Source organism: Granulicella arctica (genome assembly GCF_025685605.1).
GTDB classification, from domain to species: Bacteria; Acidobacteriota; Terriglobia; order Terriglobales; family Acidobacteriaceae; genus Edaphobacter; species Edaphobacter arcticus.
In genome coordinates, this window is record NZ_JAGTUT010000001.1 from 1,634,109 (window position 1) to 1,658,433 (window position 24,325).

Sequence of the window (24,325 nt, forward strand, 5' to 3'; positions counted from 1 at the left end):
GCACATTTTAACCAGCAAAAAGCACTGTCATCCTGAGCGAAGTCGAAGGACCTGCGGTTGCCTTGCCTAGTTCCACCCAACCAAAAATAATCGCCATCTCGACCGGAGCAACGTGGAGTGGAGAGGCCCCCGCATTCGCCGTTGCCTTTTTAGTTGTCATTCCCGAAGGAAACCTACCTTTACCCGTATGCCAGATGCAAGAGCGGCCCGGGAAAACATTCCCAGGCCGCTCTCATCTTCCGATCAAACCTTATCGATACCAATAAGGCGCATTGTGCCGATAGCCACGATACTCACGCGCCCGCACCCAGTCATCATGCCGGCGATACTCATCCCGGCGAATATGGTCATTATGGTAGTAGCCATACTGCGGATAGCCGACCTGCACACCAAACCGCATCGCCTGTGCATCCGCCTTCGCAGGAACTGCCATCATCACCGCACCCGCCAATACACCAGCTGTAAGCACCTTTGCGACCATCGCCTTTACGTTTGAGATTGTCATAACTACCTCCATGCCACATCAGATTGAACACACCTTCCCCGCCCCGTGTTGCGAGCAACTTTCAGCGCCTCCCGGGTTATCAGCCTTCTAGCCCAAACGCCCTCGTGTACACTGCAACCACATGACACAGACAGGCCAATCCGCGATCCTCACCGACAGCGCGGTCCTGTGTTGTTGTCGCTAGCACCACGCCTGCCGCCCGCAATCCCGTCCGACAATTCAATCCGCATGGCCGCGAACTTCCTCGCAACGCCATCCCTCAGGAGTTCTCTCCATGTCGAATCCAGCCTCTACCCGCCGTCTCTCGCTCGATACTTGGGCCGTCATCCTCTCGCTCGCTCTCGCCCTCACCGTGCGCGTCGGCATTCTTAAGTTCGTCCCCTGGTAAAGAAAATAAGCAAAAGTTTGTGCACTTAGTCTTAGGAGCCGCCCCGCATGACCATCTCGACCGAACTCCCCGATCTCCGCCGCGAGTACCCGGCACACGGCCCCGCCTCCGAGACCAGCGCTGATCCAAAGGAGCCCGTAACCTTTCTCGGCCTGCTCCCCGGCATCGCCCTCCTCTTCGTCGTCGGCTATGCTGGCAAGTTCGTCGAGCAGTTCATCACGCGCTACGGCAAGGCTCACCACTACGTCCTGCCGAACATCGAATACGTCCTCTGGGCCATCCTCTTCGGCGTCCTCATCGCCAATACTGTGGGCCTCCCGCGTATCTTCCGCGCCGGTGTCGCCACCTATGAGTTCTGGCTCAAGGCAGGCATCATCCTGCTCGGCGCACGCTTCATCCTCGGCGACATCCTCAAACTCGGCGGCATCTCACTCATCCTCGTCGCCGTAGCCTTCACCCTCTCCATCCTCTTCATGACCTACCTCGGCAAAGCGTTCAAGCTCAGCCCAAAGCTCACCACACTCCTCGCCGTCGGGTCATCCGTCTGCGGCGTCTCCGCCATCATCGCCATGTCCGGCGCCATCGAAGCCGACGAGGAAGACTCCTCCACCGCCATCGCCGCTATCCTCGCCCTCGGAGCGATCTCCCTCTTCGCCTTCCCGCTCATCGGCCACGCCCTCCACATGGGCGACCACGCCTACGGCCTCTGGACCGGACTCGCCGTCGATAACACCGCGGAGGCCACCGCCGCCGGAGCCCTCTACTCGGACACCGCAGGCAAGTTCGCCGTCCTCGCCAAGACCTGCCGCAACGCCCTCATCGGCTTCGTCGTCCTCGGGTACGCGCTCCACTGGGCCAGCAAAGGACAGGGCACCGTCGTCGCCAACAAGGCCGCCTTCCTCTGGCAGAAGTTCCCCAAGTTCGTCCTCGGCTTCCTGCTCATCTCGACGCTCGCTACCTTCGGCGTCTTCAACAAGCCACAACTCACCGCGCTAGGCAATCTTTCCCGCTGGGCCTTCCTGCTCACCTTCGCTGGCGTAGGCCTCCGCACCAACCTCCGCGACCTCGGCAAACAAGGCATCCGCCCCTTCCTCGTAGGCGCCGTAGGCGAAATCGCCATAGCCGCCATCACCCTAGGCCTGGTCCTAGGAGCCGACCACTTCTACCACCTCTAAAGGGGAACCTGCGTTTCCCCCTTAGAAACCTTCGTCATCTCGACCGAAGCGAAGCGCAGTGGGAGACCCCGCATTTGTACTTGCACTGTCCTCATCCCCACCAAAATCAGTACCCGGCATCACCAATCTTCTTACTCGTCACCGCGCCATACTTCGGAGCCAAAGCACCAATCTCACTAGCCTTCCCAATAATCACCATCACATAGTTATCCGCAGGAAAATCCGCATCGATCACATGGTTCGCCTCAACCAGACTCGTCCCCTGCTCTGCCGCCAACTCCGCGTTGAAGTCCTTCCGGCTCAGCCCCTCAACCGACAGCAGTGCCAACTCATGCGCAAGCGAAGGCGTCGTCTCTAGCGAAGGCGGAAACGTCCCGCGCAGATAGTTCTTCGAAGAGGTCAGATCCTCCTCCTTGAACGGGTGTGCATGCAGCCGCGCCAAAACCTCAAAGCTCTTGTCGATCGCCGGTCCCGTCGTCGCATTCTTCGTAAACGTCGTCATCCGAAACGCACCCGGAGCCTTCAGCAACTGGAAGCTCGAATTAGCCCCATAGCTGTACCCCGACTTGATCCGCAACTCATCGTTGAACATCGACGTAAACCGGCCACCAAACAGCGTATTCACTACCTCCACCGGAGCACGGTCCGGCGAGTTATCCGCCAACCCTACATTGCCAATCGAGAAGTACGTCTGCGTCGCATCCGGTTTGTCGATCAGCACTACCCGCTTCCCCGTCATCGGCTTCATCGCCGGCACCACCACAGGAGCAGGAGCCGCACCCTTCCATTCCCCAAACAGCGCCTTGACCTTCCCCTCCATCGCCGCGCCGTCAAAGTCTCCGGCAATGGCAAGCACCGCGTTCCCCGGCGTAAAGTTCTTCGCGTAACTCGCCGCCACATCCGCCCGCGTAATCGTCCCGACGCTCACCTCATCGCCACCCGCAGGCCGTCCGTACGGATGCGCACCGTACAGCGCCTTCATAAAGTAAGCTCCCAGCACCGCCTGCGGATTATCCTTCGCACTCCGTAATCCATCCTGCCGCTGCGCCACCAGCTTCTTCACCTCGTCCTCAGGAAACGACGGATGCAGCACCACCTCTGCCAGCAGCCCCATGGCTGCGTCCGTATCCTTCTTCAAAAAATCAACCGAAGCACTCGTATAGTCCAGCGTTGTCCGCGCCGAGTACACCAGCCCAATGAAGTCCATATCTGCCGACACCTGCTCTGCCGAACGCGTCGCAGTACCCTTCCGCAACAGGTCCGCCGTCACCGCCCCAAGCCCTTCCTTCCCCATCGGGTCCGCAACCGAGCCCGACCGCAGCATCAACTCCGCACTCACCAGCGGCAGTTCATGCTTCTCAAGCAGCAGCACCGTTAGCCCATTCGGTAGCTTCACCTGCTTCGCCTCAGGCAGCTGGTACACCGCAAACGTCTTTTCCGCAGGAGGTAACTGCGCCACAGCAATCGCACCCATCCCAACCACTGCCAAGAGTCCAACTGTAAACCGCATCATTTCGCCTCTCCCGCCGGTGCGACCACCGCAGCCTGCGCCGTAGGCACAAGGACCGCTACCGTACGGTTCGTCTTCACCAGGTACTTCTTCATCACGCGCTGCACATCCGCCGCCGTAACCTTCGCGTACTCCTGCTCCACCCCATCCAGCTTGTGATAATCGCCGAACAGCACCTCGTAGTTCCCGATCTGCCCTGCCCGCCCGCTGATCGAGCGCAGCCCACGATAGTGCGCCGCGATCGCCTGGTTCTTCGCCTTCTGCAACTCCTTGTCGCCCGGCCCCTCAGCCGCCAGCTTGTCGATCTCCACGTCCATCGCCTCTTCCACCGTCTCCGCGGTCACACCCTGCCGGGGCTGCGCCGTAAAGTGGAACAGCGTCGGGTCGAACGTAGCCGACATATACGTATTCACCGACACCGCAAGCTGCTGCTTGTCCACAAGCGACGTATACAGCCGCGAGCTCTGCCCGGTCGTCATCAGGTTGTCGATTAGCTGAAACACATAGTAGTCAGGCGACTTTGCGTCCACCGCGTGGTACCCAATCTCCAGCAGCGGCAGCTGCGCAAACTTGTCCACCGACACCCGCCGCTCCCCGATCTGCGCCGGCTCCTTCGTCCGCACCGGAGGCGGTGGCGTATGCGCCGGAATCGTCTCCATATACTTCTCTGCCAGCCGAAACACATCCGCCGCCTTCACCGCGCCCACCACCACCATCGTCGCGTTCGAAGGCGAATAACCCATCGCGAAGTAGGCCTTCAAATCGTCCATCGTCCACGCTTCAATATCCGTCGGCCAGCCCACCACCGGCCAGTGATACGGAGATGCCGTAAACGCCGCCGCCTCCATCTGCTCATTCAACAAGCCAGGATTGCTGTTATCCACCCGCAGCCGCCGCTCCGAGTACACCACCTGCCGCTCACTTGCGATCACCTTCGGATCGAAAGCCAGGTTCTCCACCCGGTCCGCCTCAAGGTCGAAGATCGTCTCGAGCGCCGGTGCCGGAAACCAGTCCTGGTACACCGTCAAATCGTTCGACGTGTACGCATTATTCTCCCCACCCGCCAACGCCATCTTCGTGTCGAACTCGCCATGCCCATACTTCTTCGCACCGTTGAACATCATGTGCTCAAAGAAGTGTGAGATCCCCGTAATCCCTTCATGCTCATTTCGCGACCCCACGCGAAAGAACGTATACATCGCCACATTTGGAATCGTCTGGTCTTCCTGAACCAGCACCTTCATCCCATTCTTGAGCGTATGTTCCTGCACGGCAAAGCTCTGCCCGGCAAGAGGAAGACACAACGCAGACGACAACAGGCAGAAGAGCGCAGGGCGAAACCGATATCGATTCATGGTGTGCAACCAAGATAGCCCAAACCCGCCACCGCCACCACTGTAAGTTGCAGCGCGTCTTCACCATCTATAAAAACTGTCATCCTGAGCGAAGTCGAAGGACCTGCCGTCGCCTATTTGTCCCCCAACCAACTCCCCGGCGTAGACCGCGAGATTCCCACCTCCTCCTCATTCATCTCAGCCCCCACCTCCGCAAACAGCGGCGTGCTCATATACCGCTCGCCCGTATCTGGCAGCATGCACAGCACCGTCGACCCTTCCGGCGCCACCTCACACACCTTCATCGCCGCCGCAAACGTAGCCCCAGACGTGATCCCCACGAAGATTCCCTCCTTGCGCGCCAGCTCCCGGCTCCACCGCATCGCATCCGTATTCGGCACCAGCAGCACCTCGCTCACCACGCCCGTATCCACCGCATCCCCCACAAGCTTCGCAATAAAATCCGGGCTCCATCCCTGCTGCGGATGAGGATGCCACGCCGGATGGCTCGCCGCCGCCGACCCATCTGCATTCCGATCCTGCGCCAGCCCACTCGTCAGCATCGGCGCATCCTCCGGCTCGCACACCACGATCTTCGTCTCCGGACGTTCCTTCGCCAGCACCGGCGCCACGCCCTTCAGCGTTCCACCCGTCCCAAAGCCAGTCACAAAATAGTCCAGCCGCTCGCCCGCGAAGTCGTCCACAATCTCCCGCGCCGTCGTCCGCGAATGCACCTCCGCATTTGCCTCATTCGTAAACTGCTGTGGCCAGAACCAGCCATGCGCCTCCGCCAGTTCGACGGCCTTCGCCACCATTCCAAGCCCCCGACCGGCCGCAGGCGTCAGCACCACCTTCGCCCCAAGAAACCGCATCAGCTTCCGCCGCTCGACGCTGAACGTCTCCGCCATCACCACCACCAGCGGATAGCCCTTCTGCGCGCACACCATAGCCAGCCCGATCCCCGTGTTGCCGCTCGTAGCCTCAACCACCGTCTGTCCCGGCTTCAGCCGCCCCGTGCGCTCAGCGTCTTCAATTACGCCCAGCGCCAGCCGATCCTTCACCGACCCCAGCGGATTGAACGCCTCCACCTTTACATAAAGGTTCACTCCCGCAGGAGCAAGCGTGTTGATCCGAACCACTGGCGTATTCCCAACCGTCTCAAGAATATTGGCGTAAAGTTTTCCCACAATTCGCTCCTGGGCCGCACCTGGCGACCGGCTTTGATCCGCAACGATCCAGCCCTCCAACGATATCCCACCAAGGACATCGCGCTTTCCAAAACTCTTATTCTGAGCGATCCTGACCATCATGCCCCTGCACCCCGTCAGAAATCTTCTGCTGCTCTTCACCGGCTGCATCGCCGCGGGGCTGCCACACGCAGCATCAGGCCAGCAGACACCCCTCATCACCCTGCTCAACCAGAACCGCTACAGCCTCACTGTCCATGACAACAGCCTCACCGGTCCCGCCGCGCCCTTCCTCAACCATCTCCTCGCGAAAGCCCAGTTCGTTGCCATCGGAGAAGATCACGGCACCCGCGAAGTCCCGCAATTTGTCGCCGCAACCTGCCGCATCATGGCCTCCCAGGGTCTGGACGCCATGGCCATCGAAGCCGGCCCGCTAGCCGCCAGGAAACTCCAGCAATGGACAGCCGACAATCAAGGCCCGTCCAGCCTCGCCGCCTTCCAGCAGACCTACCCCAACTCCATCGCCATCTTCAACTGGCGGCAGGAGTTCGATCTGCTCACCCAATGTCAGCAGTACAACGTCCCAAATCACCTTATCCTATGGGGCCTCGATCAGGAGTATCTCGGTTCGCCACCGTTCATCCTCCAACAGATTCTAGACACCCACCCCAACCCACAAACCAACGCGCTCGCTACCCACCTGCTCGCCCAATGCTCTGCAGACCGGCAGAAAAGTCTCGCCACCCATGACTGGAAGGACGCCTGCATCTTCCAACTTGCGGACAACGCTCTAGCCTCACTCGCCCACACCAGCAGCCCCCTCGCCCGGCAGCTTGCCGACGCCCTCCTCAGGACACATCACATCTACACCACTCACGAGAGCGGTCCCCACTACGACGCCAATCGGGAACGCTCTCTGCTGATGAAGACGAATTTCGTGGCCGACTATCAACAACTCGCGAAGACGACCAGCCATCCTCCGCGCGTTCTCCTGAAGTTCGGCGGCAACCATCTCTACAAGGGCGTCAACCAGACCAATCTTATCGACCTCGGCAACTTCCTCACCGAGTTCGCCGACGGTCTTGGGAGCCAATCCCTTCACATTCTCGTCGTCGGACTTCATGGAGAGAACGAGCAGTCCTTCGGCCCCGGCCAGCCCGACCACGCGGTCCCCAAAGACATTCCAGACGGCTTTATGGCACTTCTCAGCGCACAAGCTCTACCCGGTTCATGGACCGTCTTCGATCTCCATCCTCTGCGCAGTCGCTTCGCCGATCTCGGCCCGGTCGACCGCGAGCTCGAGCGCCTCATTTTCGGCTACGACGTTCTCATCCTTATCCCCACCATCACCCCGGAAACACCTATTCATTAACAAACAGCCGCCACGCCCCATACAATCGCCACAGCATGAGCAAAACAAGCACCGCAGTCAACGCAATCAAAGCCTTCGGCACCGACTCCGGCGACCCGAAGAATACCCACACCGAACCCCGCTGGCCCGCCGTGCTCGCGCTCTTCTCGATCGCCGGCCTGCGCTTCGCCCTGCCGGACTCCCTCGCCATCGGTCCCTCCTGGCTCCTCATCGTCATCGTCGGCATCCTGCTCATCCCCACCACCTGGGCTCGCCTCCGCGGCAGCGATCTCCTCAGCCAGACCCTCGGCTACATCCTCACCTCCATCGTCACGCTCGATATGGTCTGGTCGCTCACCCTGCTTCTTCGCGCACTCCCTGCCCACACCGAGTCACCGCAGGAACTCCTTCGCTCCGCCGCCGCCCTCTGGATCGCCAACATCCTCGTCTTCGCCTCCTGGTACTGGCGACTCGACGCCGGTGGCCCCCGCGCCCGCGAACTTCGCGGCGTTCATACCGACGGCGCCTTCCTCTTTCCCCAGATGACCCTCGACAACGAGGCCAAGCGTGAGATGGGCGAGCAGTGCTGGTCCCCCGGCTTCGTCGACTACCTCTTCCTCGCCTTCAACACCAGCACCGCCTTCTCCCCCACCGACTGCCCCGTCCTCTCCCGCTGGGCCAAACTCCTCATGATGGTCCAGGCCCTCATCTCCTTCACCACCGTAGCCCTCCTCGCCGCCCGAGCCGTCAACATCCTCTAAACCCCGCAACAATCTGCTTCGCACCTGCCCTCCTACTTGTCATACCCAAAGGACCTGCGTCTGCCTAAGCGCATCCGGTAGGAGCGCCCACCATCACCCAATCGCACTCCGGTGGGAACGCAGGGTTTTAGCCCTGCGAATACCTCCGCAACAGATGGGCTTTAGCTTTGGGCCTTCCCTTCCCAACCCAAAAACTGTCATCCTGCCCCCCCGTTTCTTCTATTCACTCAGAAGCAAACCCATTGCACAGGTTTGGGCCGCGGCCCAAACCCTGTCAAGCCCCACAAAGGTAACAAACCAGCACAATCGCCAATAGAGACGCGCTAATAGAGTTAGTGAAAGTTGGCCGACTAGTTCCACTCAGCTCGGTACACTATTATCAGGACGCAAGCCAACCAGTAGCAGCCTTCAACCTAGGGCCGGCACCAGCCCTAAGCACGTGGAATGTGGACTTTGCGGTTAAGCTCTTTCGTTTGAAGACTTTGGATAGACACGGCGACTCAAGCTGTTGATTCAACAGCCTTGAAAGTCCACAGGCAAAACGAAAACTGTAGGACTTCCATCACTGCACCGTAATCAGCACAGGATTCGATTGAACCACTGCGTACTCTTTTCCCTGCAGCGCCTGCTCGGCACTTGGCTCAAAGCTGCGCCACGCCGCCGTCACGATGTATTGACCCGGATGATCGAATTTCAGGTCGGTATCCGCCGTACTCAGGTCGACGCTTCGCAACTGGCCTCGTGGCAGTTCCAGTGCATTGTCCCGCAGCGGATCGTCCTTCGAGCACGAGAAGATCACATCAGCCGAGGCCGTGTCGCCGCTCGCCTCATCCTCAACGGCAATCGAGAAACCCTGACAGGTCATCGCCGAGATCGGCGCGGTCGCGTAAAAGTTTTCGTAGACAAGATGCACCTTCAAAGGCTCTCCGGCATGCAGTTCCGTCTTCTGCGGACGCACCGCCAAGCCGAGTCCATTCACCATACGCGCTCGCACCATTAGAGGGTCCGTCATACCGGCAAAGCGAACCGTCTCCAACTGAGCCAGCGCAAGCTCACCCTTGCGCTTTTCCCGATACTTCCGGGCGGCCCGCTCCACAACGGTCTCGCGACGGCAACCAGATGCCGTCAAAAGCAGCAGCACCGAGATCACAGCGGCCCACCGCATCAGAATCAGCGGCCCTTCGCCGCAGCCTGCTGCGTCTCGACCGCCAACGCGACCCGCAGCATCGTCGCCTCATCGAAGTGCCGGCCCATGATCTGCACCCCGATCGGCAGCCCATCCTTCGTCTCACCGCACGGAACAGAGACGCCGCAGATGCCTGCAAGACTCGCCGCAACCGAGTAGATGTCGGCCAGGTACATTGCCATCGGATCGTCCGTCTTTTCACCCAGCTTGAACGCAGGTGTTGGTGTCATCGGCCCGATGATCACGTCCACCTGCTCGAAAGCCGTCAGAAAGTCCCGCGTAAGCAGCGTCCGCACCTGCTGTGCCTTCTTGTAGTACGCGTCGTAGTAACCAGCGCTCAGCGCATACGTTCCAAGCAGGATTCGACGCTTCACCTCGGACCCAAAGCCCTCGTCGCGCGTCTTCTTGAACATCGCTGAAAGCGTAGTCGCCTCGGTAGCCCGCAGCCCGAATCGAACCCCATCAAACCGGGAGAGATTCGACGACGCTTCAGCCGTAGCGATAACGTAATACGTTGGAATCGCATATTTCGTATGCGGCAGACTCACCGGGGTCATCACGCAACCGGCAGCCTTCAAACCGTCGAGAGTCGCTTCAATCGCCGCTCGGATCTCAGGATCGAGGCCTTCGCCAAAATACTCTGCTGGAATGCCAACACGAAGTCCGTCAACCGGCTTCTCGAGCGCCTTCACATAATCATCGACCGGTCGCTCAGACGACGTCGCATCCAGAGGATCAGCTCCGGCAAGCACGCCAAGCACCGTCGCCGCGTCCTTCACGGTGTGCGTGAATGGCCCAACCCGATCGAGCGAGGAGGCAAACGCGATCAGCCCAAAACGGCTCACACGCCCATACGTCGGCAAAACGCCGACGACGCCGCAGAACGCCGCAGGCTGCCGAATCGATCCACCAGTGTCCGTGCCCAGCGAAGCGACTGCAAAGCCCGCTGCAACAGCTGCAGCCGAGCCGCCACTCGATCCACCCGGAACCCGATCGAGCGCCCGTGGATTCTTCACGGGCCCATAGGCTGAGTTCTCGTTTGAGGAGCCCATCGCGAACTCATCGCAGTTCAGCTTGCCCAGCAGCACCGCTCCAGCCGCCTCCAGCTTTGCGACGGCAGTAGCGTCATAGGGCGGTCGATACCCTTTGAGGATCAGCGAACCGGCAGTTGCCGGCGAACCACGCATCGCCAGAACATCCTTGATACCTACCGGTACACCGGCTAAAGCCGGCAACTCGTCACCACGGGCCACCATGCCGTCGATCTTTGCAGCCTGTGCCATCGCCCGCTGCTGGCTGAGCGCGAGAAAGCTGTTGATCTCGCCATCGCGAGACGCAATCTGGCCGTAGTGCTGTTCCGCCAAACTGGTCGCGGTCGTACGGCCTTCACGCACCCCCGACCGGATTCCATCAATCGTCAGGTCCAACTGCATCTCTGCCATCACCGTTCAATCACCTTGGGAACCTTGAAGAAGCGTCCGTCCGTTTCGGGAGCCACCGCCATCACGGCAGCCCTGTCGACTGAAGGCCGAACGGCATCCACGCGAAGCGACGAACCGACCAAATCCTTCGTCTCAGCTAATATTTCGCCGACCTGCGCCATCGCCGGAACGCCCGTGGTGTCCAACTCGTTCAGCTCCGCGATGTGCCCGAGAATGGCATTCAGATCCCGCTGCATCCGCGGTTCTTCCTCTGCGGTCAGCTCGAGGTTGGCCAACTCAGCCACCCTGCGAACCTCATCCAGCGATACAGCCTCTACCTCGCCCAACGCTTACCTCCGAAACTCTCGTGCTCCAGCTAATTGCCTTCTCTCAAAGTGTATCCCGCTCACGCGCACCCCAGCGATTCGGCCAAGCTCGCCAGCGATCTGACCCTGCATCGAAAGCATCTGCCGTATCCAGTCAGCATCGGAGACGTCGATCGAAACGATCTCTTCGCGATAACCAATCACCTCACCGTGCGAGGCCATCACCGTCCCACACACAACGGGCCATGCAGCGGCAAGCCGATCCAGCTCCGACATCGCCTGCAGACTGCGACGGAGATTTCCACGCAGGAGCTCTCGCATTCCTTCCATCGCAATCCTCATCAGGTAGTTGTACTTAGAACGCGCCGTCCTGGTGGACGACCGCTGCAAACGTCTTCATCAAAATAACGATATCGCGGCCCAGCGACCAGCGTTTCACATACGCGCAGTCAAGGGCGACGCGAGCGTCATAGCTAAGCTCGCTACGGCCTGACACCTGCCAGAGGCCTGTCAGACCAGGCTTGACCCGGCAATAACATTGAAAGCCGTTGCCATATTTCTCTACCTCAGCCGCCACAATGGGCCGAGGCCCTACAAGACTCATCGTGCCCATGAGCACATTCCACACTTGCGGCAATTCATCGAGGCTGAATCGGCGCAGGAAGGCACCAATCGCCGTCACGCGAGGATCAACACGAAGTTTGCGAGTCGCGTACCACTCAGCGCGTGCCTCGGGGTGAAGTTTAAGGTAGCTATCAAGCACTTCAGTCGAGTTGACGCACATCGTCCGGAACTTCCACATGGAGAAGAAAGCGCCATTCTTACGTATCCGTCGATGGGAGAAGAGGATCGGACCCGGCGATGTCCGCATCATCACAATCGCTATGACGCCGAATAACGGCAGCAGCACAGGCAATGCCAGAAGGACACAGAGGATGTCCATGCAGCGCTTGATGACGCGATACCGGAATAGCTGCGCAGGAACGCCGTCACGCCAGTGATCCCGAGGAAGCACGGCTGTGTGGCCCGGGTACGCATACGACTCATCCATGGTCGCCGAAGATCGTGATTCGGCGGATTGATGCTCATCCAGCATGCTCATCCAGTCTGGTTATAACCTCGTCTCGGCCAACGTAGTAGCCAGTTGTGCATTTCCGATGCAAGAAGAAAGCCGATTGAAGTTCCGAAACCTCTCCCTATTGAGATTCTAGCCCCCGGAACTCGCTGACTCACCTCATACGTCTGTAGCGGGTCACGACTCTTAAACGATTCGAACAACGCGTAAGACGCACCTCATGAATGTTTTCTCTCACGACGCCTGCCCATTACCTTACTCCTCGTCTCCGGTCGATACGTCTGAACCTCATCAAAGAATCCACAATGACACCCAAAATGGATTTCTCGGAAAGTATCCTTCTAGAAACACGCTGAAAAGTGAAATTCCTCTACGATCAGAAAATATTGTTGTCGAATTGCATACACTAGTCATAATGCTAGTCATCGACACACCCTTACGAGACGTAAAACTGCTTCAGCCACGCCGTTTCGGGGATGATCGAGGATGGTTCACCGAAGTCTTCAATCAGGAGACGTTCGCGGCGGCCGGACTGCCGCAACACTTCGTGCAGGATAATCAATCCTTCTCCGGCAGGGGCGTGCTGCGCGGCCTTCATTATCAGCTCGGTCGTCCACAAGGAAAGCTTGTCCGCGTTCTTTCGGGCATGATTTGGGACGTGGCTGTAGACCTTCGTCCACACTCACCCGATTTCGGCAGGTGGAGCGGTTTCACCCTAACTGCACCTTCTACGAGTAATCCAGTTGAACTGCTCTGGATTCCTGAAGGCTTCGCACACGGCTTTCTTGTTCTCTCAGACACTGCTGAGGTTCTCTACAAGACTACCGATCTTTACCATCCAGCGGGTGAGCGCTGCATCCTCTGGAACGATCCGGAACTCAACATCCCCTGGCCGCTTGAAGGAATGACTCCTTCCATCAGCCCGAAGGACGCTTTGGGAAAGCTATTTACAGATGCTGAACTGCCACCCGCAATCGAAAAGCTTTCAACCCTGCTCAAGTAGCCATCGCTCCACTTCGGCCAGAGAGCTGACCTCTTGATAGATCCCCGCGCATCCGCTGTTCTCCGTTCCGGTCAGCAGGAACGCCTGTCTGAGACCTGCACTATTCGCAGCGGAAATATCGGAACATCGATCCCCGATCATCACGCTTTCGGTAAGCGAGACGCCAAACTCATTCGCTCCTCGCCGCAGCATTCCTGCGCCGGGTTTGCGATCTTCATGCTCCCGCCGATACTCACCAATACCGTGTTCAGGATGAAAGGGGCAGAAGTAGACAGCATCGAGCGTCACGCCCTCCTTCGCGAACTCGTCGCGCATCCATTGCATCAAGCTTTCGAAGTCCGCCTCGGTGTAATAGCCGCGTGCAATGCCGGATTGATTGGTGACAACCATCAGCCTGTACCCGAGCTTCTGCGCCGTTCGACAGAGCGAAAAAATACCCGGAATAAAGCGGACATCCGCGGAGTGGCGGAGATAGCCGATCTCCTCGTTGATCACTCCATCACGATCAAGAAATAGCCCCTTCAACACCTGTTCAACATCCTCTCGACAGTCTTCTTGAGTTTAGCTGGGTAATGGAATGTCGCCGATGACCTTGCCTAGCGACTCTTGCCACTCCGGCATACGCCAGCCAAACGAATCTGCCAGTTTGCTGCAGTCCAAGCGTGAGTTAGCAGGGCGCTTCGCGGGGGTCGGATAGTCTTCTGTGGCGATCGGGTCTATGGAGGCGTACCGAGCCCCAGATTGCCTTTCGCTCATCTGATGCACAGCTTCGCGGGCGAAGCCATGCCAGGTTGTCTCTCCCGTACCGGCGGCATGATAAAGACCGGAGACCTTTGACACGGAATCCGTGATCGCCAAGCCTTCTCTTCTTGCGGAAGCCTCACATTGACTGATGACCGACACAACCATCCTAGCCAGATCTTCGCTCGAAGTCGGTGCTCCGTGTTGATCAGCGACGATCCGCAGCGATTCGCGCTCACGCGCAAGCTTCAGGATTGTCAGGAGGAAGTTCTTCCCGGTTGAACCGTAGACCCAGCTTGTACGAAAGATCAGGTATGCCGCACCACTCGCGGCCAGGGCCTGCTCGCCTGCCAGCTTGCTCGCACCATAGACACTCGTCGGCAAAGTCGCGTCGGTTTCGCGATAGGGAGCGGAACCCGCTCCGGAAAACACATAATCCGTCGAGAAGTGGATGACCGCAGCACCGATCTTTTTCGCTTCCTCTCCAATTGCGGCAACACAGGATTGATTGACGGCGTAGGCCAGCTCAGGTTCACTCTCGGCCTTATCGACCGCGGTGTAGGCTCCAGGATTGACGATCCATCTTGGTTGCACGGCTCGAATAACCTCTCGCACCCGAACGGACTGAGAAAGGTCCATCTCGGATCGGCAGGGCGCAATCACCGTCCCGAGGCTGGAGAGCGTGCGAAGAAGCTGGCCCCCAACCTGCCCGGTCGCCCCTGTGAGCAGTATCCTGGGCTGGTCACCGGAGCCATCGCCCGTCAATATACCGTCTCCTCAAGCATCCGCAAGAGGTACTGTCCATATGTACTCTTTGCAACACGACTCGCGAGTACTTTCACCTGCGCATCGTCGATGTAGCCGAGGCGATAAGCAATCTCCTCGGGGCACGCCACTTTGAGTCCCTGTCGCTGCTCAATTGTATGGATGAACGTCGCAGCCTCAAGCAGTGAATCGTGCGTTCCAGTGTCGAGCCAGGCGATACCGCGTCCGAGAACCTCGGTACGAAGCTGGCCCTGGTCAAGGTACCAGCGATTGACATCCGTAATCTCCAGTTCACCGCGAGGTGAGGGTTTAAGCCCTTCGGCGATGCCGACCACCTGTGCGTCGTAGAAGTAGATCCCGGTCACGGCATAGCGCGATTTCGGCTTCGCTGGCTTTTCCTCAAGCGAGATCGCCCGCCTTTGCGAGTCAAATTCCACGACTCCATAACGCTCTGGATCGAGTACCGGATAGGCGAACACCGTCGCTCCCTCTGGGTGCGCCGCAGCGTCGCGCAGGATACGGGCAAAATCATGGCCGTAGAAGATGTTATCTCCCAGTACCAGGCAGCACCCCTCGCCAGCCAGGAACTCCTTACCAATCAGAAATGCCTGTGCCAGTCCATCGGGCGAAGGCTGTACCGCGTAGGTAATCGAAATTCCCCACTTCTCGCCTGACCCAAGAAGTTGCTTGAACCGCGGTGTATCTTCCGGCGTCGAGATCAAGAGGATGTCACGCACCCCAGCCAGCATGAGCGCAGAAAGCGGGTAGTAGACCATCGGCTTGTCATAGACCGGCAGCAACTGTTTCGAGACCACTTGCGTGACCGGATGCAGCCGCGTCCCTGAACCTCCAGCGAGGAGAATGCCCTTCATTGAGAACCTCCCGCCGAGACGACGCTGCGATCGCTGTAATTCTGAGTAACCCACTGCTGGTAGGCTCCGGTGGTGACGTGCTCAACCCACTCTGCGTGTGCGAGGTACCACTCCACTGTCTTGCGAAGACCCGTCTCGAAGCTCTCATTTGCTCTCCATCCAAGTTCGGACTCAAGCTTGCGAGCATCGATTGCATAGCGTCGATCGTGCCCCGGACGGTCCTGCACGCTTCGTATCAACTGCGTGTGCGGACGATAAGGAGAATCTGGCACCAACTCGTCGAGCAGCGCACAGACCGTGTGAACCACCTCAAGATTGCTACGCTGATTACCGCCGCCGACGTTATACGTCTCACCGACCCGACCCCGTTCAAGGACCGCGCGAAGAGCGCCGCAATGATCCGCGGCGAAGAGCCAGTCCCGAATCTGTAGACCGTCACCATAGACAGGTAGCGGCCTTCCAGTAAGTGCATGGGTGATCATCAGCGGAATCAGCTTCTCTGGAAATTGAAATGGCCCGTAGTTGTTTGAACAATTCGTAATGATTGTTGGTAGGCCGTACGTGTGAAACCACGCGCGGACGAGATGATCGGACGAAGCCTTGGAGGCAGCATACGGGCTGTTTGGAGAGTACGGGGTCTCTTCGTGAAAGGCAGGATCGTCTGGAGCCAGCGTTCCATAGACCTCATCGGTAGACACATGCAGAAAGCGAAAGCGCGTCTTCTCCTCTGCAGACAGCGCATCATAATATGTTCGGGCAGCCTGCAGAAGCGTAAACGTCCCATCGATATTCGTGCGCAGAAACGCCTCTGGTCCTGAGATCGATCGATCAACATGACTCTCAGCCGCGAAATGGATGATGGCCTGCGGCCGATATTGTTGCAACAGACCTGCGACCAACTCAGCATCGCAGATGTCACCCTGCACGAAGATGTAGTCGGATCTTCCTTCAACTGAAGTCAGATTCTCTAGATTGCCCGCGTAGGTCAGTTTGTCCACATTAATCAGCGGTGCACCGCCGTGCGCAAACCACTCCAGAATGAAGTTCGAGCCAATGAATCCAGCTCCGCCTGTAATCAAAATGCCGTCCATCATTTAATTCCTCTGAGTAAGGGCATCGTACATTGACCTCAGTCTACCGGGTTTTGATCGATGCGTACGGTACTTTCGTAATCTAGATCGATGCCTTGCCGAATCCACTGATGAGCGCCTTACTTCTGTCAGCTAACCATGAATGAAGACGCTATTTTAAAGACTTACGCGCTGCGTAGATCATGCCTGCAAAGACTCCAACAAACTGGAAACATGCCCTCCCCGCTAGTAGAGCGGGAGAGAGAAGCCCAATGGCGATATCTTTCTTTGCAGCTCGCAGGGCGAACGGCAATGTGCTTACAAAAAAAAGTACGAGCACGACTACAGATAGAAACACTCTCGGCCTCGCGAACAGGTCGACGAACAGAGCAGCCACCAGCGCCGGGGCGAGCAGGAGTTGTAGCTTCATTATCTGAGGAGTGTGGCTATCCTTTACACCCTTTGCTGGGTTCTTACGTACCGCGAGAACGCGCCAGAATGCGAACTTGTATTTCTTCTTCAAGTAGAGCGAGAACGTATCCGGATGGGTGTGGTAAACAACTGCATCAGGCGCAAATTTCATCTTCCACCCGCGCGTCGACATGCGATATGAAAGCTCGACATCCTCCGCACAGGCCACCGGAAAGGAGGTGTCGTACCCATTCATCTCCAGGAAGCGGTCCCGGCGAAAGGCAGCTGAGTACGTGTCCACGAAATCGATATCCGCAGATCCTGCCATCAATCGATATTTGTCTTCGTATTCTGTCTGCACAAAGCGAGCTGCCAGACCGGCCTGACGTGTGCGGTAGGTTCCTTTTACCCCGACAGTCTCTGGATCGCTGAACGGCGCGAGCATCTCGGTGAGCCAGTCAGCCGTCGGTACGCAATCGTCATCCGTAAACAGGAGAATATTCCCGTGTGCCTCGCGCGCCCCCGTGTTGCGGGCCTTTGCTGGCCCGGCATTCGCCTGGACGACAAGACGAACTTTTGGAAAGCGCTCTATCGATTCCGCAGTGTTATCGGTTGATCCGTCGTCTACAACCAGGATCTCAGCGTTGTGCAAAGCTACCTGCGGGATCAGGGCATCAAGGCAGAATCCAATGCGGGAGGCGCCGTTAAAAGTCGGAATAATAATCGATGCCGACTTCACTTCCCCGACGCCCCCTCATTGACGATTGCCATACTGCTCGACCAGCTAAGCGGTTGCGCTCTGCGGCTTGCTTGTTGTATCTGTCTTGGTGTGATCGCTACCATGCAGCAGGTACTTTGATAACGTCATGAAGCCCTTTACGTTGCGCTGCAATTCGCGCCGATCCGTAAGAGACTGCTTGATCTTGTATACGAGATACGAAGGTGCAAGGTAGAAGCTGCGACGCGCGCGGTCACAGAAGCTGACAAGTTGCTCATGAGTGATGTTCGGCAACGTGACGACGCTGTTGTGAAGTCCATCCTTCGTCAACCATGCGCCCCAATCTTCAATCTGGATATAATCGCGACTCTTCGCTTCCTGGTAGGCTACGGTGCCGGGATACACCATGATCGGGAAGAACTGGGCGGTATCTGGCCGAAGCTTTTTGGCGAAGTCCAGTGTCTTTTCCATGCTGGCCGGGGTTTCATTCAAATTCCCGACCATAAAGCAGCCGTGAACCATAATGCCAGCATCCTGGCAGCGACGAACAAACTTGTGCGCCTCTTCGTGATACTTCGCATCGCGACGGTCATCATTGTTCTTCTTCATGCCATTGATGACCTCCACGTCGCCACTTTCAAAACCAACGCAAAACAGCCGCGCACCAGCTTTGTGCAGAGTCGAAAGGAGTTCGCCCTCGGCACCGATGTCGGCTCGGCAATTAGCGTCAAACGGCAGCTTGTTGCCGCGCTTGATCAACTCGTTCGCAAGTTCCAGGGTACGGGGCTTGCTGACGATGAACGTGTCGTCTTCGAGCATGACCGTCTTGATCTCCGGCATCTCCTTGGCGACGTATTCAAACTCATCAGCAACGTTTGCAACCGAGCGATAGCGCATGGTGTGACCACTAAACGTCTGGGGGTAGACACAGAACGAGCAGTGATAGGGGCAGCCGCGGCTCGAGTCAAAGACAACGAGCGGCCATAGAGAGTGGCCATAGAAGTAATCCGGTGTGTGAAGAAAACGCTTGTAGACCTCGGAAACAAAGGGAAGCTCGTCAAGATTCTTGATCGCCTCGCGCGCCTTATTGCTGACGATCTCGCCGTCGTGGCGACGCCACACCAGGCCGTCGACATCTGCAAGATCGGCACCGCATGCCTTCGCTTCCAGCCAATCACGCACTGTGTACTCGTACTCGCGGATGGCTACAGCCTGCAGAGCAGGGGACATCGCCAGCGTCTCTTTGGGCAGCGATGAGACATGCCGGCCCACCATTAGCGTATGTAGCGATGGATTTGCCGTTACCAAAGCCTCGATCACGCTGACATCATTGATGATGCTTGGGGTGGAGGTATCGCAGATGACTGCCTCTATATTCTTAGCGTTGATCCGGTCTATGACCGCCTGCACTGAAAAGCCTCCTGCAGGGGCATCCACCAAATCTACTTCGTGCCCGTTCTTGATCGCCACACCGGCGGCAGTAGCCAGCCACTTAGGATAGTAAAGAGTCCCGCTCTTGGTAACGGCAGGGCTGCGTTGCTCACGCGAAAAACGAGGGTGAAACGGTGGATTCAGAAACAGAACACGCATGCTTGGGGAGCCTCCAACTCTTGTTATTAGATCACAGGACGCTCGTCACCGTACCCGGCGGCAATTGAGGTTTTTGGGCTTGACTCTCCCAAATCGGGCTGTTCTCACTAACCTCTCATAATCGCCTTTCGCACGACGTTGGCACCCAAGAAGATCCTTCGACTACACTTGGCTTGGGGGTTGTCGCAAATTGAGGCCGATCTTCGTCAATGGACGATTCTTATCTCAATCGATCACGGGGGCCCAACGGTATAGTCATGAGCTTCTCAATGAGCTTGACTTGATGTTGGCGAATACTGAACTGACCGGAACGCCTGTGACAGTTCTTGTGCCCTCGTCCGTTAGAGACCTTCCCCTCTATGAGCATCTCGCTGTCAAGAGAGTTGGAAGATTCTCCGGTCAACTTTGGGAGCAGTTCGAACTTCCCTTCCACGCAAAAGGAGGGCTGCTTTTCACGCCTTGCGGTGGCGCACCGGTAATACACCCGCGAAACGTAGTCACCATCCACGATGCTGCTGTCGTCTCTTCCCCCCAGGGCTACTCGCTCGCTTTTCGGACCTGGTATCGGTTTTTAAATTGGGTACTCTGCCATAGCGCACTCCACATCTTTACGGTCTCCAAGTTTTCCAAGCAGGAGTTGATCAAGTGGTATGGTGCCCGTGCAGATAAGACAACTGTCACTTATCTCGGTTCCGATCATGCTCTTCGTCCAGCATCTGATCCATCAATCTTAGGGAGGAATCAGCTGGATCGATTTCGGTACGTGCTGCTTGTAGCCTCGAGAAATCCAAACAAGAACATCGCAGGGTTACTCCATGCACTGCCACACCTTGCAGGTTCCGGTCTCCAGATTGCTATAGCAGGCTATCGAGATGAGAAAGTCTTCGGCGGAGACCATAAGAGTACTGGCTCCTCTGCCCGCGATCTCGGCTATGTTGATGAGTCTGAGCTACGAACACTCTACGAGAACGCCGCCTGCTTTGTCTTTCCTTCCTTCTATGAAGGATTTGGACTTCCTCCTCTCGAGGCCTTGGCGTTGGGCTGCCCTGTCGTTGTCTCAAATGCAGGAAGCTTGCCAGAGGTATTCGGGGGCATCGCGCTCATATGCAGGCCTGACGATCCGCCAGATATCGCTCACAAATTGCTGATGGCTGCGAAGGCGACCCCTGACGATCGATTGCGAAACAGAGCATTTGCTGCCGACTTCAAGTGGGCGGATTGCGCCCTCGCCACATGGAAGGTGCTTTTCGAGAAATCGGCTGCTTAATAGTCGCTTGTTGGTGCGTGTAAAGAACATATCTCTATGACTGATACCACCCGCTAAATCCAACGTGTCGCCAGAATTCTCTCATATACGGTAAGCACGATGGCGGCCAGAACAAAGAAGGTAAATCTATAATCGAACACAAGGTTCGAGCTAAACCAGGACAGCGCACTGAAGGCAACCCAAGGATAGAGCGTCACACCGAAAGCCGTCCCAGATTTCATGCTTCTCCACACACCTGCGTAGAACACTCCATATCCGGTGAGGATCAGCGGAGTTGCCCATCCGAAATCAGCAAACAGATATCCGAATGCTCCCGACCAGATAAGGCGGTCATTGAGACCGGCGATCTGGGGCGCTTGAAATTCCGAACTCCACAGGTCGATATAGCTTGGCCACCCGAAGGCCTCGCGCAGCGGGAGTATGACATTTAACGCATTGTTTGACGCCAAAGCAGCCGAGAGGTAGACGCCATGGCCCCCATAGGGGTACACCATCGTTCCTTTTAGCAGAGCTGTAAGACGGTTATAGGAAGCGAGCGTGTATCCAACAAAATCTGCTAGCCCGACCGTCATGTCGTTGATGCCGCGCAAGAGTCCAAATCCAACAAACACAGCGGCAACGCCAAGGGGGAAAAACAGCAAGTAACTTAGTAGGCCCGCCGTCTCGAGTTTGCGATTTTGTATTTTCTTCACGACATAGAGGATCGCGAAGCCTGCAAAAACGGGCATTAGATCACTTCTCGACACTCTTAGCGTCGAAAGCGCCAGTTGAGCGATCACCCCGATCGCAAACACTGTCCACGCAGCAAACTTCGACATACGGGATGAGCCTGCCGTTTCCGGCTCCAACGTACTTAGCCTCCAGTAGGTCCACCACAGCACGACGGTTTGCATGGTTGCACCCCAACCAACGAGCCCAAGCTGTGTATCAGCAAATTGGGCCTTCACGTCACCGCCTTGCTGGGACATCAAGAGGACCAGCAGGTTGGGCGCTCGCCGGATCAACTCCAATCCGGCGAGCGTCGTCATGGTAGTTGTCACAGCCAAAGGAAGCATCAGCTTGAAGCGGCTAAACTGCAAATATCCGATCTTTGATGCGAGCAGCTCCGGGCTCGGCAGCAAGAGATCGACAAGTAGCAGCCCTGCACAGAAACCTACGACGCATAGCAGAAAGAACAGCAGCGTCTCGGCATCGAAATACATCAAATCGGGCTCATCGACGAGACTGCTGTACAAGCCACTAGGAAACGTCCACGCAACCAGGAAAACTAGGGTGGAAAGAATTGCGATGCCATACGGCGAGAACATGTAGTTCAGGAGCACCGGCCGTGCAATGCGCATGCTCATAAGCAATTCGGAATGCAACCCCTTTGATCTGGAAAACGGCGCAATTGCATTTGTTCCACCAAGCGATTAGAGGCGTTCGCGGCCAGCATTTGGTAGACGGCAACCCCTTCTATTACTATAAGCTGAGTGTCGTCTTCTCAGATTTCTTCTTTGAGCAGGCACTGGAGAATCACCGAGCAGATGAGTATCAATCAGGCTGAGGCTTTCCGCTGAATACCACAGTACATTCAGGACGCAGTGTCTTAGACCTTCTAACCCTTTTGGTAAAGAAGCGCCGCTTTATCCTTGCCATGACCTTTGGGATCGCGACTTTGGTTGCCATCATCTCTCTGATCCTGCCTGTGCGGTACACGGCAGCCACTTCCGTTCTGCCACCGCAACAATCCGCAGGCGGTGCCGGGCTTCTCTCTCAAATTTCCGGGAATGAAGGATTGGCGGCACTTGCTGGATCAAGCCTCGGGCTGAAAAGCCAAGTCGATCTTTACGTGGCCATGTTCCGAAGCCGCACAGTCGAAGACGCAATGATTCGGCGCTTCGACCTGATGAAGATCTACAACGAGAAAAACCTCTCGAATGCACGCAAGGTTTTCGAGAAGCGAAGCACGGCCGTCGCTGGACAGAAGGATGGTGTCATTCGAGTCACCGTCGACGGCTCGACTCCAGAACAAGCAGCGGCCATGGCCAACGCGTATGTCGATGAATTTCGAAAGCTTGCCTCCGGTATCGCTACAACCGAAGCTTCGGAACGGCGACTCTTCTTCGATCGCCAACTGGAGGAAGCGAAGGAAAAGCTTTCAAATGCCGAGCAGGACTTGAAGAGAACAGAAATAAGCACGGGCATGATTCAGCCAGATAGTGAAGCTCGGGCGATGATAACCTCTGCGGCGGCTATACAGGGTCAAATCGCGGAAAAAGAAGTTGAGATTCAGGCGAAGTCTTCTTTTGCAACTGAAAACAATCCAGAGATGATTACCCTAAAGGCGCAGCTTGCCGAGCTTCGTCTTCAGCTGAGCCGATTCACGGGTAGCTCGGCAAATGAATCAGATCTCTTCGTGCCGAAAGGCAGGGTGCCGGAGGCCGCGCTCGATTACGTTCGCAAGCTCCGTGAAGTCAAGTACCAGGAGACCATCTTTCGTGCGCTCGCCAGCCAATATGAGTTGGCGAAGATCGACGAGGCCAAGCAGGGTGCTGTATTCCAGGTGATTGATCTTGCCGTTCCCCCAGACCGCCGGTCCTACCCGCAACGAACGATACTTGTCATTCTAGCGGCGATGCTCGCATTTATTGCCGCCTGCGGAATCGTCTGTATGGGGGCGATGCTAGAAGCGCGGCGCTACGATCCAGAAGACGGTCTCAAGATGACGGCGCTTGTAGCTGCATGGCGGAATCGTGCCTGAAGGTAGATGGGTACGATGAATCCCAAACCTCAAGTGACTTGTATCCTCGTCAACTGGAATCGCTGGCAAGACACCTTGGAATGCCTTGAAGCACTCAGCAAGAGTACGTATACCAATGTGACTACGATTGTCGTGGACAATGGTTCAACGGATGATTCTGTGTCCCGAATTAAAGTTGCTTACCCAGCCGTATTGCTACTCGAAAGCGGTAGCAATTTAGGGTTTGCGGGCGGGAACAACATTGGCATCCGTAAATCACTAGAGAATGGAGCCGACTTTGTCTGGCTGCTGAACAATGACACGAAGCCGGCTCCTGACGCGCTTGCGGCGCTCGTTGGCAAGGCGCTAAGTGGCCCTAAGATCGGTGCCGTTTCCTCCGTCTGCTATTACGCCAGTACCCCATCAGTCGTGCAGGTCTGGGCAGGTGCTCAATTGAATCTGTGGATTGGCTATGGCAAAAACAGCACAGAGCCTCACCCTGATACATGGTTTGATTCGCTCTATGGCGCAAGTATGTTAATCACGACCGATGCACTGCGCGAGGTTGGACTGCTGGATCAGGGCTTCTTTCATTACTGGGAGGAAACCGAATTTTGTTTACGTCTACGCAAGAATAGATGGCGGCTTGCGGCCGCTCCCGACTCACACATCCTGCATAAAGTCGGAAAGAGCACGGGAGATCGATACTTGCTTGATCGATACTTCACTGCTTCCGGTTTGCGCCTTCTCCGTCGTCACTCTCCTGCTCCCGTACTAGCGATGATCCTGTTTGTGTTGATACGCATGACACGGAGGATCTTGCGTCTTCGTTTCGCACTCTGCAGGAGCGTCTGGGAAGGTGTCCAGGACTATCGTCATTCGTCCCATATTCCCCAAATTCACTAAAACGAGCTATACCGAAAGCGCCTCAATGTAAGCTTTATCAG

At 57.0% G+C, this 24,325-nt stretch carries 24 protein-coding genes; 7 read left to right on the top strand and 17 right to left on the bottom strand.

Going from position 1 to position 24,325, the window contains the following annotated elements:
* Positions 1-7 precede the first annotated feature (7 nt).
* Both OHL20_RS06610 and OHL20_RS06615 read right to left on the bottom strand, forming a co-directional pair.
* On the bottom strand, positions 8-160 hold the full coding sequence (locus OHL20_RS06610) for a hypothetical protein (RefSeq protein ID WP_263382409.1): 153 nt from the start codon (positions 158-160) through the stop codon (positions 8-10).
* A gap of 90 nt (positions 161-250) precedes the next feature.
* Positions 251-505, bottom strand: a complete 255-nt coding sequence (locus OHL20_RS06615) for a hypothetical protein (protein WP_263382410.1) — start codon at positions 503-505, stop codon at positions 251-253.
* A 435-nt stretch (positions 506-940) separates the two neighbouring features.
* Here OHL20_RS06615 and OHL20_RS06620 point away from each other — a divergent pair, with 435 nt between their 5' ends.
* Positions 941-2,068 carry a YeiH family protein gene (locus OHL20_RS06620; RefSeq protein ID WP_263382411.1) on the top strand — a complete coding sequence of 376 codons (1,128 nt, stop codon included), beginning with the start codon at positions 941-943 and terminating at the stop codon, positions 2,066-2,068.
* 106 nt (positions 2,069-2,174) lie between these two features.
* On the opposite strand, the gene OHL20_RS06625 is transcribed toward OHL20_RS06620, so the two are convergent.
* From OHL20_RS06625 to OHL20_RS06635, 3 genes are all read right to left on the bottom strand, one after another.
* The gene (locus tag OHL20_RS06625; protein WP_263382412.1) at positions 2,175-3,581 is read right to left on the bottom strand and encodes a M16 family metallopeptidase; all 1,407 of its coding nucleotides are present in this window, start codon (positions 3,579-3,581) and stop codon (positions 2,175-2,177) included.
* Positions 3,578-4,933 carry a M16 family metallopeptidase gene (locus tag OHL20_RS06630; protein WP_263382413.1) on the bottom strand — a complete coding sequence of 452 codons (1,356 nt, stop codon included), beginning with the start codon at positions 4,931-4,933 and terminating at the stop codon, positions 3,578-3,580. The genes OHL20_RS06625 and OHL20_RS06630 overlap by 4 nt, the downstream gene beginning before the upstream one ends.
* 113 nt (positions 4,934-5,046) lie before the next feature.
* Positions 5,047-6,222: a PLP-dependent cysteine synthase family protein gene (locus tag OHL20_RS06635; RefSeq protein WP_263382414.1), complete on the bottom strand. Its 1,176-nt coding sequence runs from the start codon at positions 6,220-6,222 to the stop codon at positions 5,047-5,049.
* Between OHL20_RS06635 and OHL20_RS06640 the strand changes: the two genes are divergently transcribed.
* Together OHL20_RS06640 and OHL20_RS06645 are read left to right on the top strand one after the other, a co-directional pair.
* On the top strand, positions 6,221-7,471 hold the full coding sequence (locus OHL20_RS06640; protein WP_263382415.1) for a hypothetical protein: 1,251 nt from the start codon (positions 6,221-6,223) through the stop codon (positions 7,469-7,471). The two genes, OHL20_RS06635 and OHL20_RS06640, sit on opposite strands and share 2 nt — an antisense overlap.
* A gap of 35 nt (positions 7,472-7,506) precedes the next feature.
* Positions 7,507-8,211: a hypothetical protein gene (locus OHL20_RS06645; protein ID WP_263382416.1), complete on the top strand. Its 705-nt coding sequence runs from the start codon at positions 7,507-7,509 to the stop codon at positions 8,209-8,211.
* 562 nt (positions 8,212-8,773) lie between these two features.
* On the opposite strand, the gene OHL20_RS06650 is transcribed toward OHL20_RS06645, so the two are convergent.
* Genes OHL20_RS06650 through OHL20_RS06670 form a run of 5 tightly spaced genes read right to left on the bottom strand, consistent with a single transcriptional unit; the run spans position 8,774 to position 12,240 of the window.
* Positions 8,774-9,376: a hypothetical protein gene (locus OHL20_RS06650; protein WP_263382417.1), complete on the bottom strand. Its 603-nt coding sequence runs from the start codon at positions 9,374-9,376 to the stop codon at positions 8,774-8,776.
* A 5-nt stretch (positions 9,377-9,381) separates the two neighbouring features.
* Positions 9,382-10,830, bottom strand: a complete 1,449-nt coding sequence (gene gatA / locus OHL20_RS06655) for an Asp-tRNA(Asn)/Glu-tRNA(Gln) amidotransferase subunit GatA (protein ID WP_263384960.1) — start codon at positions 10,828-10,830, stop codon at positions 9,382-9,384.
* 8 nt (positions 10,831-10,838) lie between these two features.
* Positions 10,839-11,165 (bottom strand): Asp-tRNA(Asn)/Glu-tRNA(Gln) amidotransferase subunit GatC, encoded by a 327-nt coding sequence (gene gatC, locus OHL20_RS06660; RefSeq protein WP_263382418.1) that lies wholly within the window; start codon positions 11,163-11,165, stop codon positions 10,839-10,841.
* A gap of 3 nt (positions 11,166-11,168) precedes the next feature.
* Positions 11,169-11,474 (bottom strand): DUF721 domain-containing protein, encoded by a 306-nt coding sequence (locus tag OHL20_RS06665; protein WP_263382419.1) that lies wholly within the window; start codon positions 11,472-11,474, stop codon positions 11,169-11,171.
* Positions 11,475-11,499: 25 nt separating this feature from the next.
* Positions 11,500-12,240 (bottom strand): sugar transferase, encoded by a 741-nt coding sequence (locus OHL20_RS06670; RefSeq protein WP_263382420.1) that lies wholly within the window; start codon positions 12,238-12,240, stop codon positions 11,500-11,502.
* Positions 12,241-12,634: 394 nt separating this feature from the next.
* Between OHL20_RS06670 and rfbC the strand changes: the two genes are divergently transcribed.
* The gene (gene rfbC, locus OHL20_RS06675) at positions 12,635-13,222 is read left to right on the top strand and encodes a dTDP-4-dehydrorhamnose 3,5-epimerase (protein ID WP_263382421.1); all 588 of its coding nucleotides are present in this window, start codon (positions 12,635-12,637) and stop codon (positions 13,220-13,222) included.
* Here rfbC and OHL20_RS06680 read toward each other — a convergent pair.
* From OHL20_RS06680 to OHL20_RS06705, 6 genes are all read right to left on the bottom strand, one after another.
* Entirely contained in the window at positions 13,205-13,747 is a 543-nt protein-coding gene (locus tag OHL20_RS06680; RefSeq protein WP_263382422.1) for a D-glycero-alpha-D-manno-heptose-1,7-bisphosphate 7-phosphatase, read from the bottom strand. The genes rfbC and OHL20_RS06680 overlap by 18 nt on opposite strands.
* A 36-nt stretch (positions 13,748-13,783) precedes the next feature.
* A complete protein-coding gene (rfbD, locus tag OHL20_RS06685) occupies positions 13,784-14,728 on the bottom strand; it encodes a dTDP-4-dehydrorhamnose reductase (RefSeq protein WP_263382423.1) in 945 nt (314 codons plus the stop codon).
* Positions 14,725-15,600, bottom strand: a complete 876-nt coding sequence (gene rfbA / locus OHL20_RS06690) for a glucose-1-phosphate thymidylyltransferase RfbA (RefSeq protein ID WP_263382424.1) — start codon at positions 15,598-15,600, stop codon at positions 14,725-14,727. The genes rfbD and rfbA overlap by 4 nt, the downstream gene beginning before the upstream one ends.
* On the bottom strand, positions 15,597-16,694 hold the full coding sequence (rfbB, locus tag OHL20_RS06695) for a dTDP-glucose 4,6-dehydratase (protein WP_263382425.1): 1,098 nt from the start codon (positions 16,692-16,694) through the stop codon (positions 15,597-15,599). The genes rfbA and rfbB overlap by 4 nt, the downstream gene beginning before the upstream one ends.
* Positions 16,695-16,842: 148 nt before the next feature.
* Entirely contained in the window at positions 16,843-17,820 is a 978-nt protein-coding gene (locus OHL20_RS06700) for a glycosyltransferase (RefSeq protein ID WP_263382426.1), read from the bottom strand.
* Positions 17,821-17,865: 45 nt separating this feature from the next.
* Positions 17,866-19,389 (bottom strand): B12-binding domain-containing radical SAM protein, encoded by a 1,524-nt coding sequence (locus OHL20_RS06705; RefSeq protein ID WP_263382427.1) that lies wholly within the window; start codon positions 19,387-19,389, stop codon positions 17,866-17,868.
* A 283-nt stretch (positions 19,390-19,672) separates the two neighbouring features.
* On the opposite strand from OHL20_RS06705, the gene OHL20_RS06710 reads away from it, so the two are divergent.
* The gene (locus OHL20_RS06710) at positions 19,673-20,656 is read left to right on the top strand and encodes a glycosyltransferase family 4 protein (RefSeq protein ID WP_263382428.1); all 984 of its coding nucleotides are present in this window, start codon (positions 19,673-19,675) and stop codon (positions 20,654-20,656) included.
* Positions 20,657-20,709: 53 nt separating this feature from the next.
* Here the strand turns inward: OHL20_RS06710 and OHL20_RS06715 are convergent, their stop codons facing one another.
* Positions 20,710-22,002 carry a hypothetical protein gene (locus tag OHL20_RS06715; protein WP_263382429.1) on the bottom strand — a complete coding sequence of 431 codons (1,293 nt, stop codon included), beginning with the start codon at positions 22,000-22,002 and terminating at the stop codon, positions 20,710-20,712.
* Positions 22,003-22,211: 209 nt separating this feature from the next.
* On the opposite strand from OHL20_RS06715, the gene OHL20_RS06720 reads away from it, so the two are divergent.
* Together OHL20_RS06720 and OHL20_RS06725 are read left to right on the top strand one after the other, a co-directional pair.
* A complete protein-coding gene (locus OHL20_RS06720) occupies positions 22,212-23,399 on the top strand; it encodes a GumC family protein (protein ID WP_263384961.1) in 1,188 nt (395 codons plus the stop codon).
* Positions 23,400-23,405: 6 nt separating this feature from the next.
* Positions 23,406-24,284 (top strand): glycosyltransferase family 2 protein, encoded by an 879-nt coding sequence (locus tag OHL20_RS06725; protein ID WP_263382430.1) that lies wholly within the window; start codon positions 23,406-23,408, stop codon positions 24,282-24,284.
* Positions 24,285-24,325 lie beyond the last annotated feature (41 nt).